Annotated in this window: 20 protein-coding genes and 2 pseudogenes; 8 read left to right on the top strand and 14 right to left on the bottom strand. The window is 70.5% G+C overall.

The genetic code is table 11. The features are described 5' to 3' along the window. Positions 1-16 precede the first annotated feature (16 nt). Positions 17-970 (top strand): sigma-70 family RNA polymerase sigma factor, encoded by a 954-nt coding sequence (locus ABZX22_RS35690; RefSeq protein ID WP_354918274.1) that lies wholly within the window; start codon positions 17-19, stop codon positions 968-970. A gap of 308 nt (positions 971-1,278) precedes the next feature. On the opposite strand, the gene ABZX22_RS35695 is transcribed toward ABZX22_RS35690, so the two are convergent. The 3 genes from ABZX22_RS35695 to ABZX22_RS35705 form a co-directional block, all read right to left on the bottom strand. Continuing rightward, on the bottom strand, positions 1,279-1,476 hold the full coding sequence (locus tag ABZX22_RS35695) for a (4Fe-4S)-binding protein (protein WP_354918277.1): 198 nt from the start codon (positions 1,474-1,476) through the stop codon (positions 1,279-1,281). Between the two features lie 7 nt (positions 1,477-1,483). Then, positions 1,484-2,707 (bottom strand): cytochrome P450, encoded by a 1,224-nt coding sequence (locus ABZX22_RS35700; RefSeq protein WP_354918280.1) that lies wholly within the window; start codon positions 2,705-2,707, stop codon positions 1,484-1,486. A 216-nt stretch (positions 2,708-2,923) separates the two neighbouring features. Continuing rightward, positions 2,924-3,865, bottom strand: a complete 942-nt coding sequence (locus tag ABZX22_RS35705) for an RNA polymerase sigma-70 factor (protein ID WP_354918283.1) — start codon at positions 3,863-3,865, stop codon at positions 2,924-2,926. Between the two features lie 242 nt (positions 3,866-4,107). On the opposite strand from ABZX22_RS35705, the gene ABZX22_RS35710 reads away from it, so the two are divergent. Next, on the top strand, positions 4,108-4,662 hold the full coding sequence (locus tag ABZX22_RS35710; RefSeq protein WP_354918286.1) for an SDR family NAD(P)-dependent oxidoreductase: 555 nt from the start codon (positions 4,108-4,110) through the stop codon (positions 4,660-4,662). 100 nt (positions 4,663-4,762) lie between these two features. Here ABZX22_RS35710 and map read toward each other — a convergent pair whose 3' ends face one another. After that, the gene (gene map, locus ABZX22_RS35715) at positions 4,763-5,587 is read right to left on the bottom strand and encodes a type I methionyl aminopeptidase (protein WP_354918289.1); all 825 of its coding nucleotides are present in this window, start codon (positions 5,585-5,587) and stop codon (positions 4,763-4,765) included. Between the two features lie 87 nt (positions 5,588-5,674). Here map and ABZX22_RS35720 point away from each other — a divergent pair, with 87 nt between their 5' ends. Continuing rightward, the gene (locus ABZX22_RS35720) at positions 5,675-5,944 is read left to right on the top strand and encodes a helix-turn-helix transcriptional regulator (RefSeq protein WP_354918292.1); all 270 of its coding nucleotides are present in this window, start codon (positions 5,675-5,677) and stop codon (positions 5,942-5,944) included. 162 nt (positions 5,945-6,106) lie between these two features. On the opposite strand, the gene ABZX22_RS35725 is transcribed toward ABZX22_RS35720, so the two are convergent. The 3 genes and pseudogenes from ABZX22_RS35725 to ABZX22_RS35735 all read right to left on the bottom strand — a co-directional run. Then, complete coding sequence (locus ABZX22_RS35725) at positions 6,107-6,484, bottom strand: GntR family transcriptional regulator (RefSeq protein WP_142618342.1); 378 nt, start codon at positions 6,482-6,484, stop codon at positions 6,107-6,109. Further along, on the bottom strand, positions 6,481-7,296 hold the full coding sequence (locus ABZX22_RS35730; RefSeq protein WP_354918295.1) for a hypothetical protein: 816 nt from the start codon (positions 7,294-7,296) through the stop codon (positions 6,481-6,483). Before ABZX22_RS35730 ends, ABZX22_RS35725 begins: the two co-directional genes overlap by 4 nt. 315 nt (positions 7,297-7,611) lie before the next feature. After that, positions 7,612-7,926, bottom strand: a pseudogene (locus ABZX22_RS35735) (integrase core domain-containing protein); the annotation flags it as partial. 31 nt (positions 7,927-7,957) lie between these two features. Here ABZX22_RS35735 and ABZX22_RS35740 point away from each other — a divergent pair. Then, entirely contained in the window at positions 7,958-8,119 is a 162-nt protein-coding gene (locus ABZX22_RS35740) for a hypothetical protein (protein WP_354918298.1), read from the top strand. 25 nt (positions 8,120-8,144) lie between these two features. Here the strand turns inward: ABZX22_RS35740 and ABZX22_RS35745 are convergent, their stop codons facing one another. Continuing rightward, a complete protein-coding gene (locus tag ABZX22_RS35745; protein ID WP_354918301.1) occupies positions 8,145-8,408 on the bottom strand; it encodes a cell division protein SepF in 264 nt (87 codons plus the stop codon). A 104-nt stretch (positions 8,409-8,512) separates the two neighbouring features. On the opposite strand from ABZX22_RS35745, the gene ABZX22_RS35750 reads away from it, so the two are divergent. Next, a complete protein-coding gene (locus tag ABZX22_RS35750) occupies positions 8,513-8,701 on the top strand; it encodes a hypothetical protein (RefSeq protein ID WP_354918304.1) in 189 nt (62 codons plus the stop codon). A gap of 228 nt (positions 8,702-8,929) precedes the next feature. On the opposite strand, the gene ABZX22_RS35755 is transcribed toward ABZX22_RS35750, so the two are convergent. After that, positions 8,930-10,372, bottom strand: coding sequence for an FAD/NAD(P)-binding protein (locus ABZX22_RS35755; protein WP_354918306.1), 1,443 nt, complete (start codon positions 10,370-10,372; stop codon positions 8,930-8,932). 195 nt (positions 10,373-10,567) lie between these two features. Between ABZX22_RS35755 and ABZX22_RS35760 the strand changes: the two genes are divergently transcribed. Both ABZX22_RS35760 and ABZX22_RS35765 read left to right on the top strand, forming a co-directional pair. Then, positions 10,568-11,647, top strand: coding sequence for a helix-turn-helix transcriptional regulator (locus ABZX22_RS35760; RefSeq protein ID WP_354918309.1), 1,080 nt, complete (start codon positions 10,568-10,570; stop codon positions 11,645-11,647). A gap of 91 nt (positions 11,648-11,738) precedes the next feature. Continuing rightward, positions 11,739-11,918: a hypothetical protein gene (locus ABZX22_RS35765; RefSeq protein ID WP_354918311.1), complete on the top strand. Its 180-nt coding sequence runs from the start codon at positions 11,739-11,741 to the stop codon at positions 11,916-11,918. On the opposite strand, the gene ABZX22_RS35770 is transcribed toward ABZX22_RS35765, so the two are convergent. The 3 genes and pseudogenes from ABZX22_RS35770 to ABZX22_RS35780 form a co-directional block, all read right to left on the bottom strand. Continuing rightward, entirely contained in the window at positions 11,908-12,402 is a 495-nt protein-coding gene (locus tag ABZX22_RS35770) for a response regulator transcription factor (protein ID WP_354918484.1), read from the bottom strand. The two genes, ABZX22_RS35765 and ABZX22_RS35770, sit on opposite strands and share 11 nt — an antisense overlap. Before the next feature lie 228 nt (positions 12,403-12,630). Further along, positions 12,631-12,777, bottom strand: a pseudogene (locus ABZX22_RS35775) (histidine kinase dimerization/phosphoacceptor domain-containing protein); the annotation flags it as partial. Between the two features lie 197 nt (positions 12,778-12,974). Beyond that, complete coding sequence (locus ABZX22_RS35780) at positions 12,975-13,139, bottom strand: hypothetical protein (RefSeq protein ID WP_354918314.1); 165 nt, start codon at positions 13,137-13,139, stop codon at positions 12,975-12,977. A gap of 299 nt (positions 13,140-13,438) precedes the next feature. Here ABZX22_RS35780 and ABZX22_RS35785 point away from each other — a divergent pair, with 299 nt between their 5' ends. Continuing rightward, a complete protein-coding gene (locus tag ABZX22_RS35785; RefSeq protein ID WP_354918317.1) occupies positions 13,439-13,840 on the top strand; it encodes a DUF6223 family protein in 402 nt (133 codons plus the stop codon). Between the two features lie 166 nt (positions 13,841-14,006). On the opposite strand, the gene ABZX22_RS35790 is transcribed toward ABZX22_RS35785, so the two are convergent. After that, complete coding sequence (locus tag ABZX22_RS35790) at positions 14,007-14,468, bottom strand: ABC transporter permease (RefSeq protein ID WP_354918319.1); 462 nt, start codon at positions 14,466-14,468, stop codon at positions 14,007-14,009. Continuing rightward, positions 14,428-14,682, bottom strand: a complete 255-nt coding sequence (locus ABZX22_RS35795) for a hypothetical protein (protein WP_354918322.1) — start codon at positions 14,680-14,682, stop codon at positions 14,428-14,430. The genes ABZX22_RS35790 and ABZX22_RS35795 overlap by 41 nt, the downstream gene beginning before the upstream one ends. Positions 14,683-14,703: the final 21 nt, after the last annotated feature.

Genomic DNA, 14,703 nt, shown 5'->3' on the forward strand with positions numbered 1-14,703 from the left:
GCCTAGGGTGGTCCGCGTGGACAGCACCGCCACTGACCGCTTCGACACCAGTCGGTTCGAGGCCAGCCGGAACCGGCTGGCCTCGCTGGCGTACCGGCTGCTGGGCTCCGCCGCCGACGCCGAAGACGCCGTGCAGGATGCGTTCCTGCACTGGCAGGCCGCCGACCGGCAGCGGATCAAGGTGCCGGAAGCATGGCTGACCAAGGTCGTCACCAACCTGTGCCTCGACCGGCTCCGCTCGGCACAAGCCCGCCGCGAACGCACCGTCGGCGCCTGGCTGCCCGAACCGCTCCTCGACGGCGACCCGATGCTCGGCCCGGCCGACACGTTCGAGCAACGCGAATCGGTCTCCCTGGCCATGCTGACCCTCATGGAGCGCCTGTCACCCGTCGAGCGGGCCGTCTATCTCCTGCGCGAAGCGTTCTCCTACAGCCACGCCGAGATCGCCGAGATCCTCGACATCACCGAGTCCGCAAGCCAGCAGCACCTCCACCGGGCCCGGCGCCGCATCACCGCCGCGCGCCGCCGCGGCGGCGAAGTCGATCTGGCATCCGCCCGCAGGATCGTCGAGGAATTCCTCGCCGCCGCCTCCTCGGGCCGCACCGAACGGCTGGCGGCGCTGCTCACCGACGACGCGACCGCGATCTCCGACGGCGCCGGCCTGACCGAGACGCTGCTGCGGTTCGACACTCCGCAGCGCATCGCCGCCGTCGCACGGGCCGGCTTCAAACCCACGCCCGCGAAACGGCGACTGGCCGGCGGCACGCCCGCCATCCACTACGCGCTCGTCAACGGCGCCCCCGCCATCCTCTTCGTGCTCGGCGACCAGGTCGTCGGCGCCGTGACGTTCGACATCACCGACGGCAAGATCGCAACCGTGCGCGGCATCGCCGCCGCCACCCGCCTCGTCCGCCTCACCCAAGCCTGGCGGCAGCACGAACCGGACACGCCGCTCATCTCCCAGTGGTGACCCGGCGCCGACCGCGGCCAGGCGCAGCACCCGCGCTGCGAACCCGCGCCGGGTCTTCGTCCCGCGTCTGCGCCTCCACCACCTGGTGGGCGGATCCCACGATGCGGTCGTCGACTACCGCGAGATCCTGGCCGAGGGCGGACGGCTGGTGGTCGACGACATGACCCGGATCGACGCGACCGGGCGCAACATCGAGCGGAGCGGGGCACGACCGGCTACGGTCCCTGATCCGCGCGGTGGGCAGCGGCCCGGTTGCCTCCAGCTCGGACGAACTGAAGGCACGGACGCGTAGTGCACCCGGGTATGGCCTACTCCTGCGGGATGGACAGGGCTCGGGACGGGCACAGGGTGACGGCGTGGCGCGCCTGCGCGGCGCTCTGGCCGTCGGGGTGATCGGTCAGCAGCGCCACGATGCCGTCGTCGTCTTGGTCGAAGACGGCCGGCTCGGTCAGGACGCACTGGCCGGAGCCGACGCAGAGGCCGGTGTCCGCTTTGATCCGCATCATGTCCTGCTCACCAGGTGACCGGGAGTTCGTGAACGCCGTAGATGACGGCGTCGGTCTTGAACGGCAGGTCCTCGACCGGTGCGGCGAGCCGCAGGGTGGGGATGCGGCGCAACAGCGTGTCGAAGACGATCTGCAGCTCCATCCGGGCCAGGTTCTGGCCGAGGCACTGGTGCGGGCCGAATCCGAAGGCGAGGTGGTGGCGGGCCCCGCGCCCGACATCCAGTTCGGCCGGATCCTTGAACGCCGCCGGGTCCCAGTTGGCCGACAGGGCCGAGACGATGACGCCCTCGCCGGCCTTGATGCTCACCCCGCCGATCTCCACCTCTTCGGTGGCCACCCGGGAGGTGACCCCGTCGGCGATGGTGAAGTAGCGCAGCAGTTCCTCCACGGCCATGGGCGTCCTGCCCGAGTCGGCCTTGACCAGGGCCAGTTGCTCCGGATGGGAGAGCAACCCGACCACGCCGAGCGAGATCATGTTCGCCGTGGTCTCGTGTCCGGCGGTCAGCAGCAGGAAGGCCAGGCTCACCAGGCCCGCGTGGTCGAGGGTGCCCTCCTGGCGTTGCCGGGCGATCTGTCGGCCGAACAGGTCGTCGGCAGGTTCGGACTCCTTGCGGGTGACCAGGTCGTCGAGGTAGGCGCGCAGTTCGGCCAAGGCTCGCTGGCGGTCTTCCAACGAGGTTTTGCGCACCAACATGGTGGTGCGGCTTTGGAAGAAGTCGTGGTCGGTGTAGGGGACGCCGAGCAGTTCGCAGATCACCAGGGACGGCACCGGCAGGGACAGCGCCCGCACCAGGTCGACCGGCCGCTGGTCGGCGGCGAGCATGTCGTCGATGAAGTGGTCGACGATGTCCTGGATCCGCGGGCGCAGCGCGGCCAGCCTCCTCACGGTGAACTCGCCGATCACCGGCCGGCGGGCCGCGGAGTGTTCCGCGCCGTCCATGCCGAGCATCAACGGCGGCTGGCTGCGGAGCTGCTGCAGGGTCGCCGCATCGAGGGTGAAGAGCGGGAAGCCGTCCTTGCGCTTGTCGGAGGACAAGCGGCCGTCGGTGAGGACGGCACGGGCCTCCTCGTGCCCGGACACCCACCATGCCTCGCCGCCGCTGGTCAGGCGGTCCTTGCTGATCGGCGCCTGCTCGCGCAGTCGCTCGTAGGCGGCGGGCGGAGCGAAGGGGCAGCCCCGCTCGACCGGCAGCTGCAGACCGGCGAGTTCGTCGGCGACGTTCTTCGTCATGAATGACCTCCTAGTTATGGATCTGGCCGAGATTTGTGCTGCTTGCCGCCGACCTGGGCAGCGTGATCGCACGGCCGTCATCGGCCATGTCCGCTCCTCGAAGAGAGCGTCTGCGTGCTTTACGGGGTGACCGGTACGCGCTTCTGACGATGAGCAGATGTCTTCGCTCGGGGTGCTCCCACGGTCGCGCAATCGTGATCATGCGGCGCTGAAGGATTACGTCAGCGTGAGTGGGGTCTCGGATTCAACGCGGGTCAGCTTCTGCGGGTTGCGGACGTAGTAGAGGCCGGTGATGCGGGCGTGCTCGACCCGGACTGCTATGACGCCGTCGATCTCGCCGTTCACGCGGAGGATGAGTGCCGGGTTGCCGTTGACCACCGTGTGGTCAGTGGTGAGCGCGACTTGGGCCTTGCCGAGGCCGCCGACGATGAAGCGGGCCACCTTGCCGGCTCCGGTGATCGGCCGCGGCGCGGCCCGCTTGACGCCGCCGCCGTCGCTGATCAGAACGACCTGCGGGGCGAGCACGTCGAGGAGGCTCTGCAGGTCCTTGGTCTCGAGTGCGGCCTGAAATGACTCCAACACCGCCCGGGCCTGGTGGGGGGCGACCTCCTCGCGAGGGCGGCGGGCATCGACGTGCCGGCGGGCGCGAAGTGCGATCTGACGGACGGCCGCGGGGCTCTTGCCGACGGCGGCCGCGATCTCGTCGTGACTGATGCCGAAGGCCTCGCGCAGCACGAAGACGGCGCGCTCGGTCGGCGACAGCGTCTCCAGCACGATCATGAGCGCCATCGACACGCTTGCGGCGAGCTCGACGTCCTCGGCCACATCCGGCGCGGTGAGCAGCGGCTCCGGCAGCCAGGAGCCGACGTAGTCCTCCTTTCGGCGGCTCATGGCACGCAGCCGGTCGAGTGAGCGCCGGGTCGTGATCCGGACCAGGTAGGCGCGCTGGTCACGCACCTGCCTCAGGTCGACCTTCATCCACCGCAGCCAGGTCTCCTGCAGGACGTCCTCCGCGTCGGCCGCCGAGCCGAGCATCTCGTAGGCGACGGTGAACAGCAGGTTGCGGTGGGCGACGAACACCTCGGTGGCGCGAGCCATCCGGCCGCCGCCGGCGGGCGGCTCGACTGTGCCCGTCGTTGGCCCGCTGCGCTCGTTCATAGCCGGCTCCTGCCTGTTCGCTCTCGACTGTGGTCCATTCACGAGACGCCGCCCATGACCGCTTTGTGACACCCGTGATCGGTGACGGACGTCACATGACCGCGCTGTCACAAAGGTCGGGTCGCCGGCGCCTCATGGTCGTCGGGACGCTGCGCGAACGATCCACGCGGCACCACGATTTCACGAGTGATCGCCTTGACCCCGTCGCGTGACCGCCACCGCAGAGAGAACGGAAAGACATCATGAGCAAGGTCTGGTTCGTCACCGGTTCGTCCCGCGGCCTCGGCCGCGACTTCGTCGAGGCCGCCCTGTCGCGTGGCGACCAGGTGGCCGCGACCGCCCGCACCACCGCGGGCTTCAATGACCTCCTGGCGATGCCGCTCGGCGGCGCCTACCACGTCTCCAAGTGGGCCGTGGAAGCCCTGAACGAATCCCTCGCCCAGGAGGTCGCCGACTTCGGCATCAAGGTGACCGTCATCGAGCCCGGCGGTTTCGCCACCCGGTCCGGCAAGAACCCCGATCCCCTCGACAACGGCCACATGGCCGAGCCCAACCCGATCTACGACGGCCTCCGCCGGCGCCTGGCCGGCTTCGCGGGCAAGCAGCCCGCCGGCGACCCGGCCGCGGCCCAGGCACTACTCAAGATCGTCGACGCCGACAACCCGCCCCTGCGGGTGCTGTTCGGCCTGGGCTTCTACCCGATGCTCCAGCAGGTCTACGCCGACCGGCTCAAGACCTGGGCCGACTGGCAGGACCTTTCGGCGGAAGCGCACGGCAACCTCGGCCAAGGCGAGTGACCACGTCGTGCCGGCTGGTTCAGGAGGTCACGACCCTTGAGCAGCAGCCAATCGGCGCCGGCACCGTTCGATCGGTCCGGCATCGGTGGAACAGGGCGACTCAAGCGTCCTTCGCGGACAGCCGACTGGCGGAATCAGCCCGCGTGGCCGGGTTCTCCGGTTCACGCCGGGTGAGCACCAAGGGAGCGTCCTCGGTGATGGCGACCGTGTGCTCGGAGTGGGCCGTGCGCGAGCCGTCCGCCGACCGGATGGTCCAGCCGTCGGCGTCATAGACGATCCGGTCGGTCGTGCGGGCGAACCAGGGTTCGAGTGCGAGGGTCAGGCCCGGCCGGAGCGTGAGGCCGCGCCCTGCCCGGCCCTTGTTGGAAACATGGGGCCCCTCGTGCATGGTGCGGCCGATGCCGTGGCCGCCGAACTCGGTGTTGACCGGATAACCGTGGTCGTGGGCCACCGCCGCGATGGCCGCCGAGATGTCACCCAGGCGGTTGCCCGGACGTGCCACCTCGATCGCCGCCTCCAACGCTTCCTCGGTGGCACGGATGAGCCGCAGGTCCTCCTCGGCGGCGGTCCCGACGACGACCGTGCGCGCCGAGTCGGCCACCCAGCCGTCGACGCTGACCGCGAGGTCCGCGCTGAGCACGTCGCCGTCGCGCAGCGTGTAGTCGTGGGGAAGGCCGTGCAGGACGGCGTCGTTGACCGACAGGCAGATGACGTTGCGGAACGGGCCGCGTCCGAAGGACGGCGCGTAGTCCCAGTAGCACGACTCCGCCCCGCGCCGTTTGATCATGCCGCGCACGTGGCGCTCCAGGTCCAGGAGGTTGACGCCCACGTCGGCGAGTCGGCCGACCTCGGAGAGCACCTCGGCGACGAAACGCCCGGCCACGTGCATGCGTTGGATCTCCGCAGGCGTCTTCAGTTCGATCACGACTACCTCGCATCACAGGGTGTTGGTATAGTTATACCGGCACCCTAGCACTTGCCGGTATAGTAATACCAGCCCTATCCTGGGAGCATGGTCCGCCAACCGCTCACACCTGAGCAGATCGAAGCCGGCAGACGTCTCGGCGCCCTGCTGCGCCACGCGCGAGCGGGACGCGACCTCGCGGAAGTCGCGCACGCGGCGGGCATCTCGCCGGAAACCCTGCGCAAGATCGAGACCGGACGACTGCCGTCCCCCGGATTCGGCACGATCGTCTGCCTCGGCGAGGCACTCGACGTGCCGGTTCAGGAGTTGGCGGCTACCTGGCGCGGCAACGACGTACCGCTGGAAGCCGTCTCGTAGCCGCTGTCGCGCCCGCCCACGGAGTCCCGGCGGACACCGGCCGGCCCTTCATCCAGCGCCTGCGCCCGGTTGAGCACCGCGCTCTCGGCCCGGTCGACGGTGCAGGAGGAGACAATGCCGGCGTCGTGCGCCCGGCGGCGTGACCCCGCGGCCGGGTCGCGGTCATGACGAGGCCGGTGCTGCCGCGCCGGACGTCAGAGCCGCCTGCACGATGCGGATCGCCTCGCCCGCGTCGATGCCGACGCTGGCGATCACGGCCGCGTAGTCGGCGGCGGCCCGGCGGGCCCGCTCCCGGCCCTCCTCTCCGGCGGCCGACACGAACGAGCCCGCCCGCCCGCGCGTCTCGATCAGCCCCGCCTCCTCGAGCTCCCGGTAGGCACGGCCGACCGTGTTGACGGCCAGGCCGAGGTCGGCCGCGAGGTGGCGGATGGTCGGCAGCCGAGTGCCCACGGCCAGCGTGCGGTCCTGGATCTGCCGGGCGAGCTGGGCCCGCAGCTGCTCGAACGGCGGCACCGGCGAGGCCGCGTCGATGACGATCATCGGACGCTCATGGCCCGCCGGGCCACCGTCGCGCTCGACGGCGTCCTGGCATGGAGCGCGACGCACGCGACCAGGCCCAGGAACAGGTAGGCGACCGAAGCGGCGCTCCACCAGCCGGGCGCGGTGCCGAACAGCAGCACCATGGGCAGCGACCACTGCACGTTCGGCGTGGTGAGGTCGCGGGCGTCCTCGACGCGCATGATGACGTCGGCGGTCAGCGACTCCTCGTCCTCCGCCACCACCGGGTGCCTGAGCAGGTGGCGCAGCTGCATGGCGATGATGGCTGTCACGCCGAGCAGGCCGATCAGCAGGACGACGGCCAGCTGCCGCACGGTGGGGTCGGGAACGGCCAGGGCGCTCCCGACCAGCACCATCCCACCGGTGAACGTGGCGACCGCGAAGACGGCGTACGGCTGGCCGAGCACGGCCCGCCAGCCCGGCTGGATCAGGTGGGCGGCCCTTCGGGACAGCGTCGCGCCCGCCCGCCGGTCGACGCGTCGCACCCACCAGTCGAGCAGCGACTGTGCCAGCAGCAGCGCGGCCACCAGCGCGGTCAGGGCCAGCAGCGGCAGCGGGCGGTACGGCGAGGGGTCGCCGAAGGTGGAAGCGGCGGCGAGCGCGCTCGCAAGGATCAGCACGGCCAGGATGACGTGAGCGGCGAGGCGGGCGCGCCTCCTGACCGCCAGCCGGCTGGCCAGCAGCGGGGTCGGGCGGGCACCGGCCAGGTCGTGCTGGGCCAGCCACGCGCTCGCCAGTCGCAGATCGGCCGCACGCGCCGGCGGGTCGGCGTGCGGTAAAGGTTCACGGGTCATGGCGGCTCCTTTGTCGCAAGCTTTGTAGCAACATAGTGCGTCATACCTTGCGACAAATCAACGCTCCGTGGGCTCTCGTCGTCCCGGTGCGCGCGAGCCCCGGCTCAGCGGCGGCCGTCGCCGTGGACCATCAAGCCGACGGCGGCCGTCGCCGTGGACCATCATGTGGACGGCGGGCAGCGCCGGCCACGGCCCCTCCCCGGGTGCGCGCCCTGGACGGCCGAGGCCGAGCTCCGCGAGCGTCGCGACGAGGCCCGTTACGGGCACAGGCGCAGAATGGACGGAAGAGGCTTCCACCCGAGGACTGGACACGGCTCATGCGGCTGGTGCCAGCGTAGTTGATGTTGCGTGAAGGGCCATTTCGTTCTGGGGGCTGCGGTGCCCGAGCCCGGAGTGGCGGCGTCGGCTGTTGTATCGGCTCGCCCAGCGGAACACCTCAAGGCGGGTATGGCGAGCGGTCGGCCAGCTGGTGCGGCCTTGGAGTGTCTCGCGTTTCAGCGTGGCATTGGAGCTCTCGGCCGCCGCGTTGTCGGCGCTGGATCCGACCACTCCCATCGACTGGACGACGCCCAGCTCGGCGCACAGGTCCGCGAACTGCTTGCTGCCGTATCGCGCCCCATGATCCGAATGGGGCGAAGACGACGCCATCGCCGAGGCCTCGATGCAGCTGCTGGAGCCGGTGATCGCCCTCCTGCAGGACCTGCCCGAGCAGGACCGGCGAGCCCTCGCCGAGTTCATCAACCAGTTCGCGCACCAAGAAACCAACCCTGAGCGGCAGCTGACCGCCTGGGAGACGCCCGAAACCCTGGGGCTTCTGGCCTGAGCGGCTGTCTCTGATCCCTGGACGATCAATCGACGATGTGGGCCAGATCGGGGATGTGCGCAGCAGCGATCCGGGGCTTGGGCGACGGCTGGAGGAGGAAGATCTTCCGGTCCACTCGCTCCATCTCGCCGCCCCGCCCGCAGATCAGCCCAGCACAGAAGTCCACCAACTGCTTGGCCACGTCATCGGTCAGTTGCGTCAGATCTATGAGGACAGGGACACCCTTGCGGAAATAGTGCCCGACGTGGAGCACCTCGTTGTAGTCCTGCGGCCTTAGCGTCTTGATCACGGGTCAAGTCTGCCCACGCTTCCCTGTATTGCAAAGGCCACATCCGTAGCTAAGGCACCGAGGGCATCACTCCTCAAGGCGATCAGCCAAAGTGCCTCGACACGGTGGTCAACAAGGGCGGCTGGGAGTTCTCCGACCTGTGGAACGGCGACGACGAGGACGCCAGGCACTTCCTCAAGGGGGTCGGCCAGCAGCTCGCGGACGTGCTGCGGCAGATGCCGCAGACCGCGTGGATCGACCTGCCAGGCCTGATCCCCGAGGCCGCGCGGGCGACCTACTCCCTGGCCGGGTGACTGCGCTGGAAGCATTCCAGCAGGCCGCCGCAGTCAGCGGCGGAGGCGACCAGCGGACCCTGGTCGGTCAGATGGCCCAGGGCAGTGCTGATCGGCGATGATGACAATCTTCTACCTGCACGTGAACGGCAAGGTGCATGTATGAGCGAACGGTCGGCCGCGACCCGCAAGCGCACTCCACGCCCTCGGCGCGCCCCTCAGGGGACGACGCGCCCCGCCCGCGACTGATCAGCCGGTATGTGTGGCCAGCAGTCCGCTGATGGTACGGGCGCCCGCCGCGGCGACTCCGGGGATGCCCGAGGTGATGAACGGCCCGCCGCCCGCGAGGTCGCCCACCACGTGCAGGCGTGGGTCGGCGGGGACCAGCCCGCCCGACGGGTGCAGCGTGGCCAGTCCATCGGCGAGCAGGCACGTGACCAGCGGCTCGGCCGCGCGGGGCACCGCCTGGGGCGGCGGGTTCACGGCGTTGACGACGACGTCGGCGTTCAGGTCGCCACCGTCGCCCCGAACCCGGAACCCGCCCTCCACAGCCTCGATCTTGCGTACGCCTGCCACCATGGTGAGCTGCCCGGACTCGAACAGCCGCAGCAGGGCGGCGGCGTTCACCGGCACCATCGGCGACGCCATGCTGGTGGCCAGACGGAAGTGCCTGCGCAGCCGTTCGCGGTCGGGTTCGGGCAGCAGCCGCCACACGTACGGGCCGACGGTGTGGGCGGTCTCCTGCAGGACCCGCCGCCCGATCCGCGGGTCGTCGACGGCGTCCAGTTGCCGCCGCAACCGCCATACGGGCTCCTCCGACCCCGCGGCCGGCAACTCGGCCGTGAAGCGCGCGAAGTCCTCGCCCGTCTCGGCCAGTTCGGCGCGGAGCAGCCCGGCGAGGTCGTCCAGAGTGACGCCACCGTGCTCGCGGCACAGCGCCTCCACCCGCTCGACGATCACGTGCACGGGCCGGTGGCCGAGGGGACGCTGCCAGACATGGGGCAGCATGCCGCTCCGCGACACCAGCGTGATCCGCCCGGCATGCCCGCGCGCGGCGAGCGACACCACCACGTCCACGGCGGTCAGCCCGCTGCCGATCACCGCGACCTCGGCCCCGGCCGGGACCCGGTCGAGCGTGTACGCCAGCGGATACGGATCACCCACGAACCCTGGAGCGCCGCCCAGGCCGTAGTGGTCCTGCGGCATCCCCCCGCCCACGCACAAAACCACCCGGTCTACCGGGTGGTCGTGCCCGTCCTCGGTGCGCAGCGTCAGCCGGAGGCCGCCTGCGCGGCGTGCCGCCGCCACGACCCGGGCGGCCACAACCCGTGTCCGCCACCCGCGCTCGCGCAGCGCGGCCAGCGCGGCCTCGGCGGTGTCGGCCAGATACTCGCCGTAAAGCGCGCGCGGCACCAGCGGTTGCCCCAGCAGGTCGTCCAGGTGGGCGGCGGCACGCTCCGGGCCCAGCCAGGAGGCGTAGTGCCCTGAGTCCAGATGGCGGATCGACATGATGGCGGGCGGAGCGTTGACCAGAACACTGTCCAGATCCGGCCCGTACGGGCGTCCCCGCCACAGGTACGCGGACGGCTCGAACACGGTGACCTCCCCCGCCCCCATCCCCGCCTCGCTGACGGCCAGCGCGTCCAGCAGGCCGACCGCGGCGGCACCGGCCCCGATGATCGCGATACGCACGACGTTCTCCCTTGTTCGCCCAGAAGATGAGGTCCTTTCGAGCCTCGTGGCGGCCATAACCGCACTCCATTCCCCGTTTGGGGGGATCAGCGGAGGAATGACCCCCTCGAATGAGGGGTTGGCGAAGGAAGGGAGAACAGGCAAGCTGACCCGCGTCCAACCCTCGGAAGTGACCCAGCGCCAGAAGGAAGCTCGATGACCCACCCGCACCGCCACGCCGAGATCCTGTCGGCTGCCGAGCGGGCCTCCAACGCGCTGGAACTCTTCAGCCGCACCTCCGCCAGGCTGCGGCGGGACATGCCGTTCGACGCCGCCGTGTGGACGGCCACCGACCCGGAAACGGGCCTGGTCACCGCCCCCATGCTGGTGGAGAACCTCGGCTCCCGTGAAGCATGCGCCACCTACTGGGAGAGCGAGCTCCTGGAGGAGAACGTCCTGCCGTTCCGTGACCTCGCCCGCGCGGCCGTCCCCGTGGCCGGTCTCCGCGCGGCCACCGGCGACCTGCCCGCGCGCAGCGCCCGCTTCCGCCGCTTGCTCGGCGGCCAGGGCGTGGACGACGAACTGCGGGCCGTGCTGCGGATCGGCGAGCGGCCGTGGGGCTCGGTGAGCCTGTTTCGCATGCGGGGCGGCCCGGCGTTCGGCCCGCACGAGATCGCGTTGCTCGCCGATCTGTCCGGACCGCTCGCCCACCGGCTGCGCCGGTTCGCCCGCCCGTCAGGATCGGACGGCGGGCCCGGCGCCCCCGCACCCGGCCTCCTGCTGTTCGACGAGCACGGCGAGGCCATGTCGATCAACGAGGAGGCTCGGCGCTATCTCGCGCTGCTGCCGGACGGGCCATCCACGCCCACGGCGCTCGGGCTGAGGCTGCCCATCTGGCTGATCGGCACGACTCTGCAGGCGCGGGCCATTGCCCAAGGCAACGATCGCGGCAGCGCCAGGATTCGCATCCGAACCCTCGACAGGCAGTGGCTGACCTGCCACGCCTCGTGCCTGAGCGGTCCCGGCGGACGGCCAGGTCCGACAGCGCTCGTCATCGAGCCCGCGCCCCCCGCCGATCTGGCGGTCATCGTCGCCCAGGCATACGGCCTGACGCCACGGGAGTTCGAAGTCGCTCAGCTCGTGGCACGGGGCCTGCCCACCGCCGAGATCGCCACAGCCTTGTTCGTCTCTCCCCACACCGTTCGCGGTCACCTCAAGGCTGTCTTCGGTAAAATGGGGATCTCCAGTCGCGGTGAACTCGTCGCACGGCTGTTCGCCGAACCCCACCGGGCGTAGGCGCCACAAGCAGTCGCTGCTGGGATCTACATCATCTCGCCCAAGCCGTAGCACCACGTCGCCTCCCCTGCCAGGGGACGTGGTGCCCGCCGTGGTGCAGCCGCCCGTCGGCAACCGGCTGACGGTCCGGGCCGTGGCCGGCGCCTTCCTGGACACCCTGCCGCCGCTGCTCAAAGGCCGCACCCGCGCCCCGGTTTTCGTCACCCACCGGCGGCCCGGCCGCGGCAAGGTCGTCACCCTCGCTGCGGCGCTTCCCCCGGTCAGCGGCTGACCAGGCCCGTCTGGTAGACGATGACGACCAGCTGCGCTCGATCGCGCGCTCCCAGTTTCGCCATCGCGCGGCTGACATGTGTCCGCGCCGCGGCCGGGCTGAGGACCAACTCCCCGCCGATCTCGTCGTTGCTCAACCCCCGGCCCACCAGGGCCAGCACCTCACGCTCGCGCTGGCTCAGCACCGCGAGCCGGTCCTCCGCGACATTGGCGGCTCTTCGATGTGCGGTGACCTGGCCGATGAGGCGCCGGGTGATCCGTGGTGCGAGCAGCGCCTCTCCGGCGGCGATCACCCGGATGGCGTGGAGGAGTTCGGCTGGTCCGGCGTCTTTGAGGGCGATCTGGGCGGTGGCTTGAATCCCGTCCACCTTGGGTATGCGGATGTCCATGAGGACGACGTCGGGTCGCGTGGCACGGGCCCGCTCGACGGCTTCGGCGCCGTTGGCGGCTTCCCCCACCACCGTGATGTCGTCCTCGAGGTCGATTCCTGAACGATCCGGTAGGCGGCACTTCCCACCGCGCTGGGCAACGGCGCCGCGGGCGAACTCTCCTCGAGCTTGACGTCGAGTCCGGCCTCGCGTGCCTTGGCGGTCAAGTTCGCCGATCTGCCCCAGCCCGGGGTACGGCCCCCGTCCCTCGTTGTCGTCACCGTCGTCATCACGGAGTACCCCGGTGATGGCCCGCATCTCCCGCAGCGCCCGAGAACTGGTCTGCTCGATGACCCGCAGCGCCTCGCGCGCCACTTCCGGCCGCTTGTCGAGCACGTGCGCGGTGACACCGGACTGGACGTTGATGATCGCTATGGCGTGCGCGACCGTGTCGTGAACCTCGCGCGCGATCCGCAGCCGTTCGGCGTCCACCCGCGCCCGCGCCGGCGATCATCAGCGACCGGCGCCCGTCACCGTAGGCGGTGAGGGTGTACAGGGCGACGAAGAGCCCGAGCCAGCCGGGCCCGTCCGGGAAGTCGAGGCCGTAGTACACCAGGCTGGCAGCGCGGCGGTGACGTACACCGGCACCGGCTACCGGCGGCGGACGGCGACGACCACGCCACTCACGATCAGCAGGACATATCCCAGTTTTCCGAGGTCGGTGAGCGGCGCTGTATCACCTCGCCGGCATTGCGGACTATCGTGCCCTGAACCTGCATCACGGTGATGAAGAGCGCGAGCAGCACGTCCTGCGCCAGCACCGGCAGGCGCAACGACACCACGCGGTGTTCCATGCCGCGATCCTACGATTGCCACCCGCGAGAACACTCCGCCCAGACGCGCGGCCGCCTACGTCGACGGGCGTATCGAGGCACGAGGCGTCTACACAGAACTGCGTAGACGCAGCCATCCGCTGTCGGAGGCCACGGCTGCCTCGACGGCGCGATGATCGAGTCCGTGAAGCCCCTCCCAGGCGCTCACGCTCGTCACTGGAGCCTCGGCCGGCATAGGCCGAGTCACCGCGATCCACCGCGCTGCACACGCTGCCGACGCCCGTCATTCGACAGAAAGGCTCCCCATGTCCGTCCGTCACTTGCTGGCCACCGCCGCAGCCACCCTGATCGCAATTGTGGGGCTCGCCACACCGGCGGCCGCGCACGTTTTGGTCCAGCCCGTCGGTGCTTACGCTTTGACCGCCGGGCGCATCTGGTCCGCGGTGGCCGCGCTGCTGGGGCTGGCCGGCGTCGTCATCGGCGGGCTGGCTCTGGCCCGCTCCGCCCCTCGTTCCGGCGCCGGAAGCAAGAGGAATCCCGCCATCGCCGCCGTGGTGGCCGGTCTGACCTGCGCGGTCATCGGCGGGCTGGTGGTGGCCGCTGCCGAGGGTGGTCCCGGCACCGGCTACGGAATCGTCGGAGGCTTCGTGGACCTGGTGGTTGGAGCGATCGCCATGACCCTCGGCGGGCTGGCCGTGTCCCGATCCCGCCGCACCGGCTGATGCGGCCTGGTGCAGCGCCTTCCGGTTGTCCGGCGCCTTCAGCTTGCCCAGGTCCGGCACATGCCGGCGCGGTTCGCCGCGGAAGACGGTGACCTTGGTGCCGCCAGAGCGTCTCTTGGTGATGGCGGCCGCGGCCTGCGCTTTTGAGGCGTGGCCGAGCCACGGCTCACCTGCGATAACGGTCGTGTGTCACTCGGGGCGCGATCGCCTCCACGGCCGGCGGCCGCAGCGCGAGCCGGGTCGGCAGCATCACGGCAGGCCAGGCGATCATCGCGGCCACGATCACGATACCGATGTAGATCAGGGGTGGGACGGAGGGGAAAACCGAGTGGCGTATCGCGTAGCTGATCCCGATCAGCGACGGCAGCGCGGCGATCGTACCGACGACGACCGCGCAGATCACGATGATGCCCGCCTCCTGGCGCATCATCGACTGGACCTGGCTGGTGCGAGCGCCGACGAGGCGCAGCAGGGCGAACTCGCGTACCCGTGAGATCGTCGCCATGACCAGCGTGTTGACGACGGCGATCGCGAGATAGCCGAGCAGCACGGCGTTGAGCACGAGGCTGATCGCGCCGTCGCCGGTGTCATCGGTCGGTGCGGCGGTGACCGCCGCGGCGTCGCGCACGCTCACCGTAGGGTATGTCTTCAGCGCCGCGCTCAGGTTCGCCCCGGTCGGAGTGCACCAGCAGCCACCGGTCGAGATGGTCGGTGGTGTGCGCGACGACCACGTCGTGGGGCAGCGTGACGTCGCCGAAGCCGAGCCCGTTCTCGTATACCGCGACCACCTTGGCCTTCTCGACGGTACCGTCCCCGAGGTGCACGTCGACGCTGCCGCCCACGTCGACGCCGACCGTGCCGGC

The organism is Nonomuraea sp. NPDC003804 (genome assembly GCF_040610675.1).
Classification (GTDB): domain Bacteria; phylum Actinomycetota; class Actinomycetes; order Streptosporangiales; family Streptosporangiaceae; genus Nonomuraea.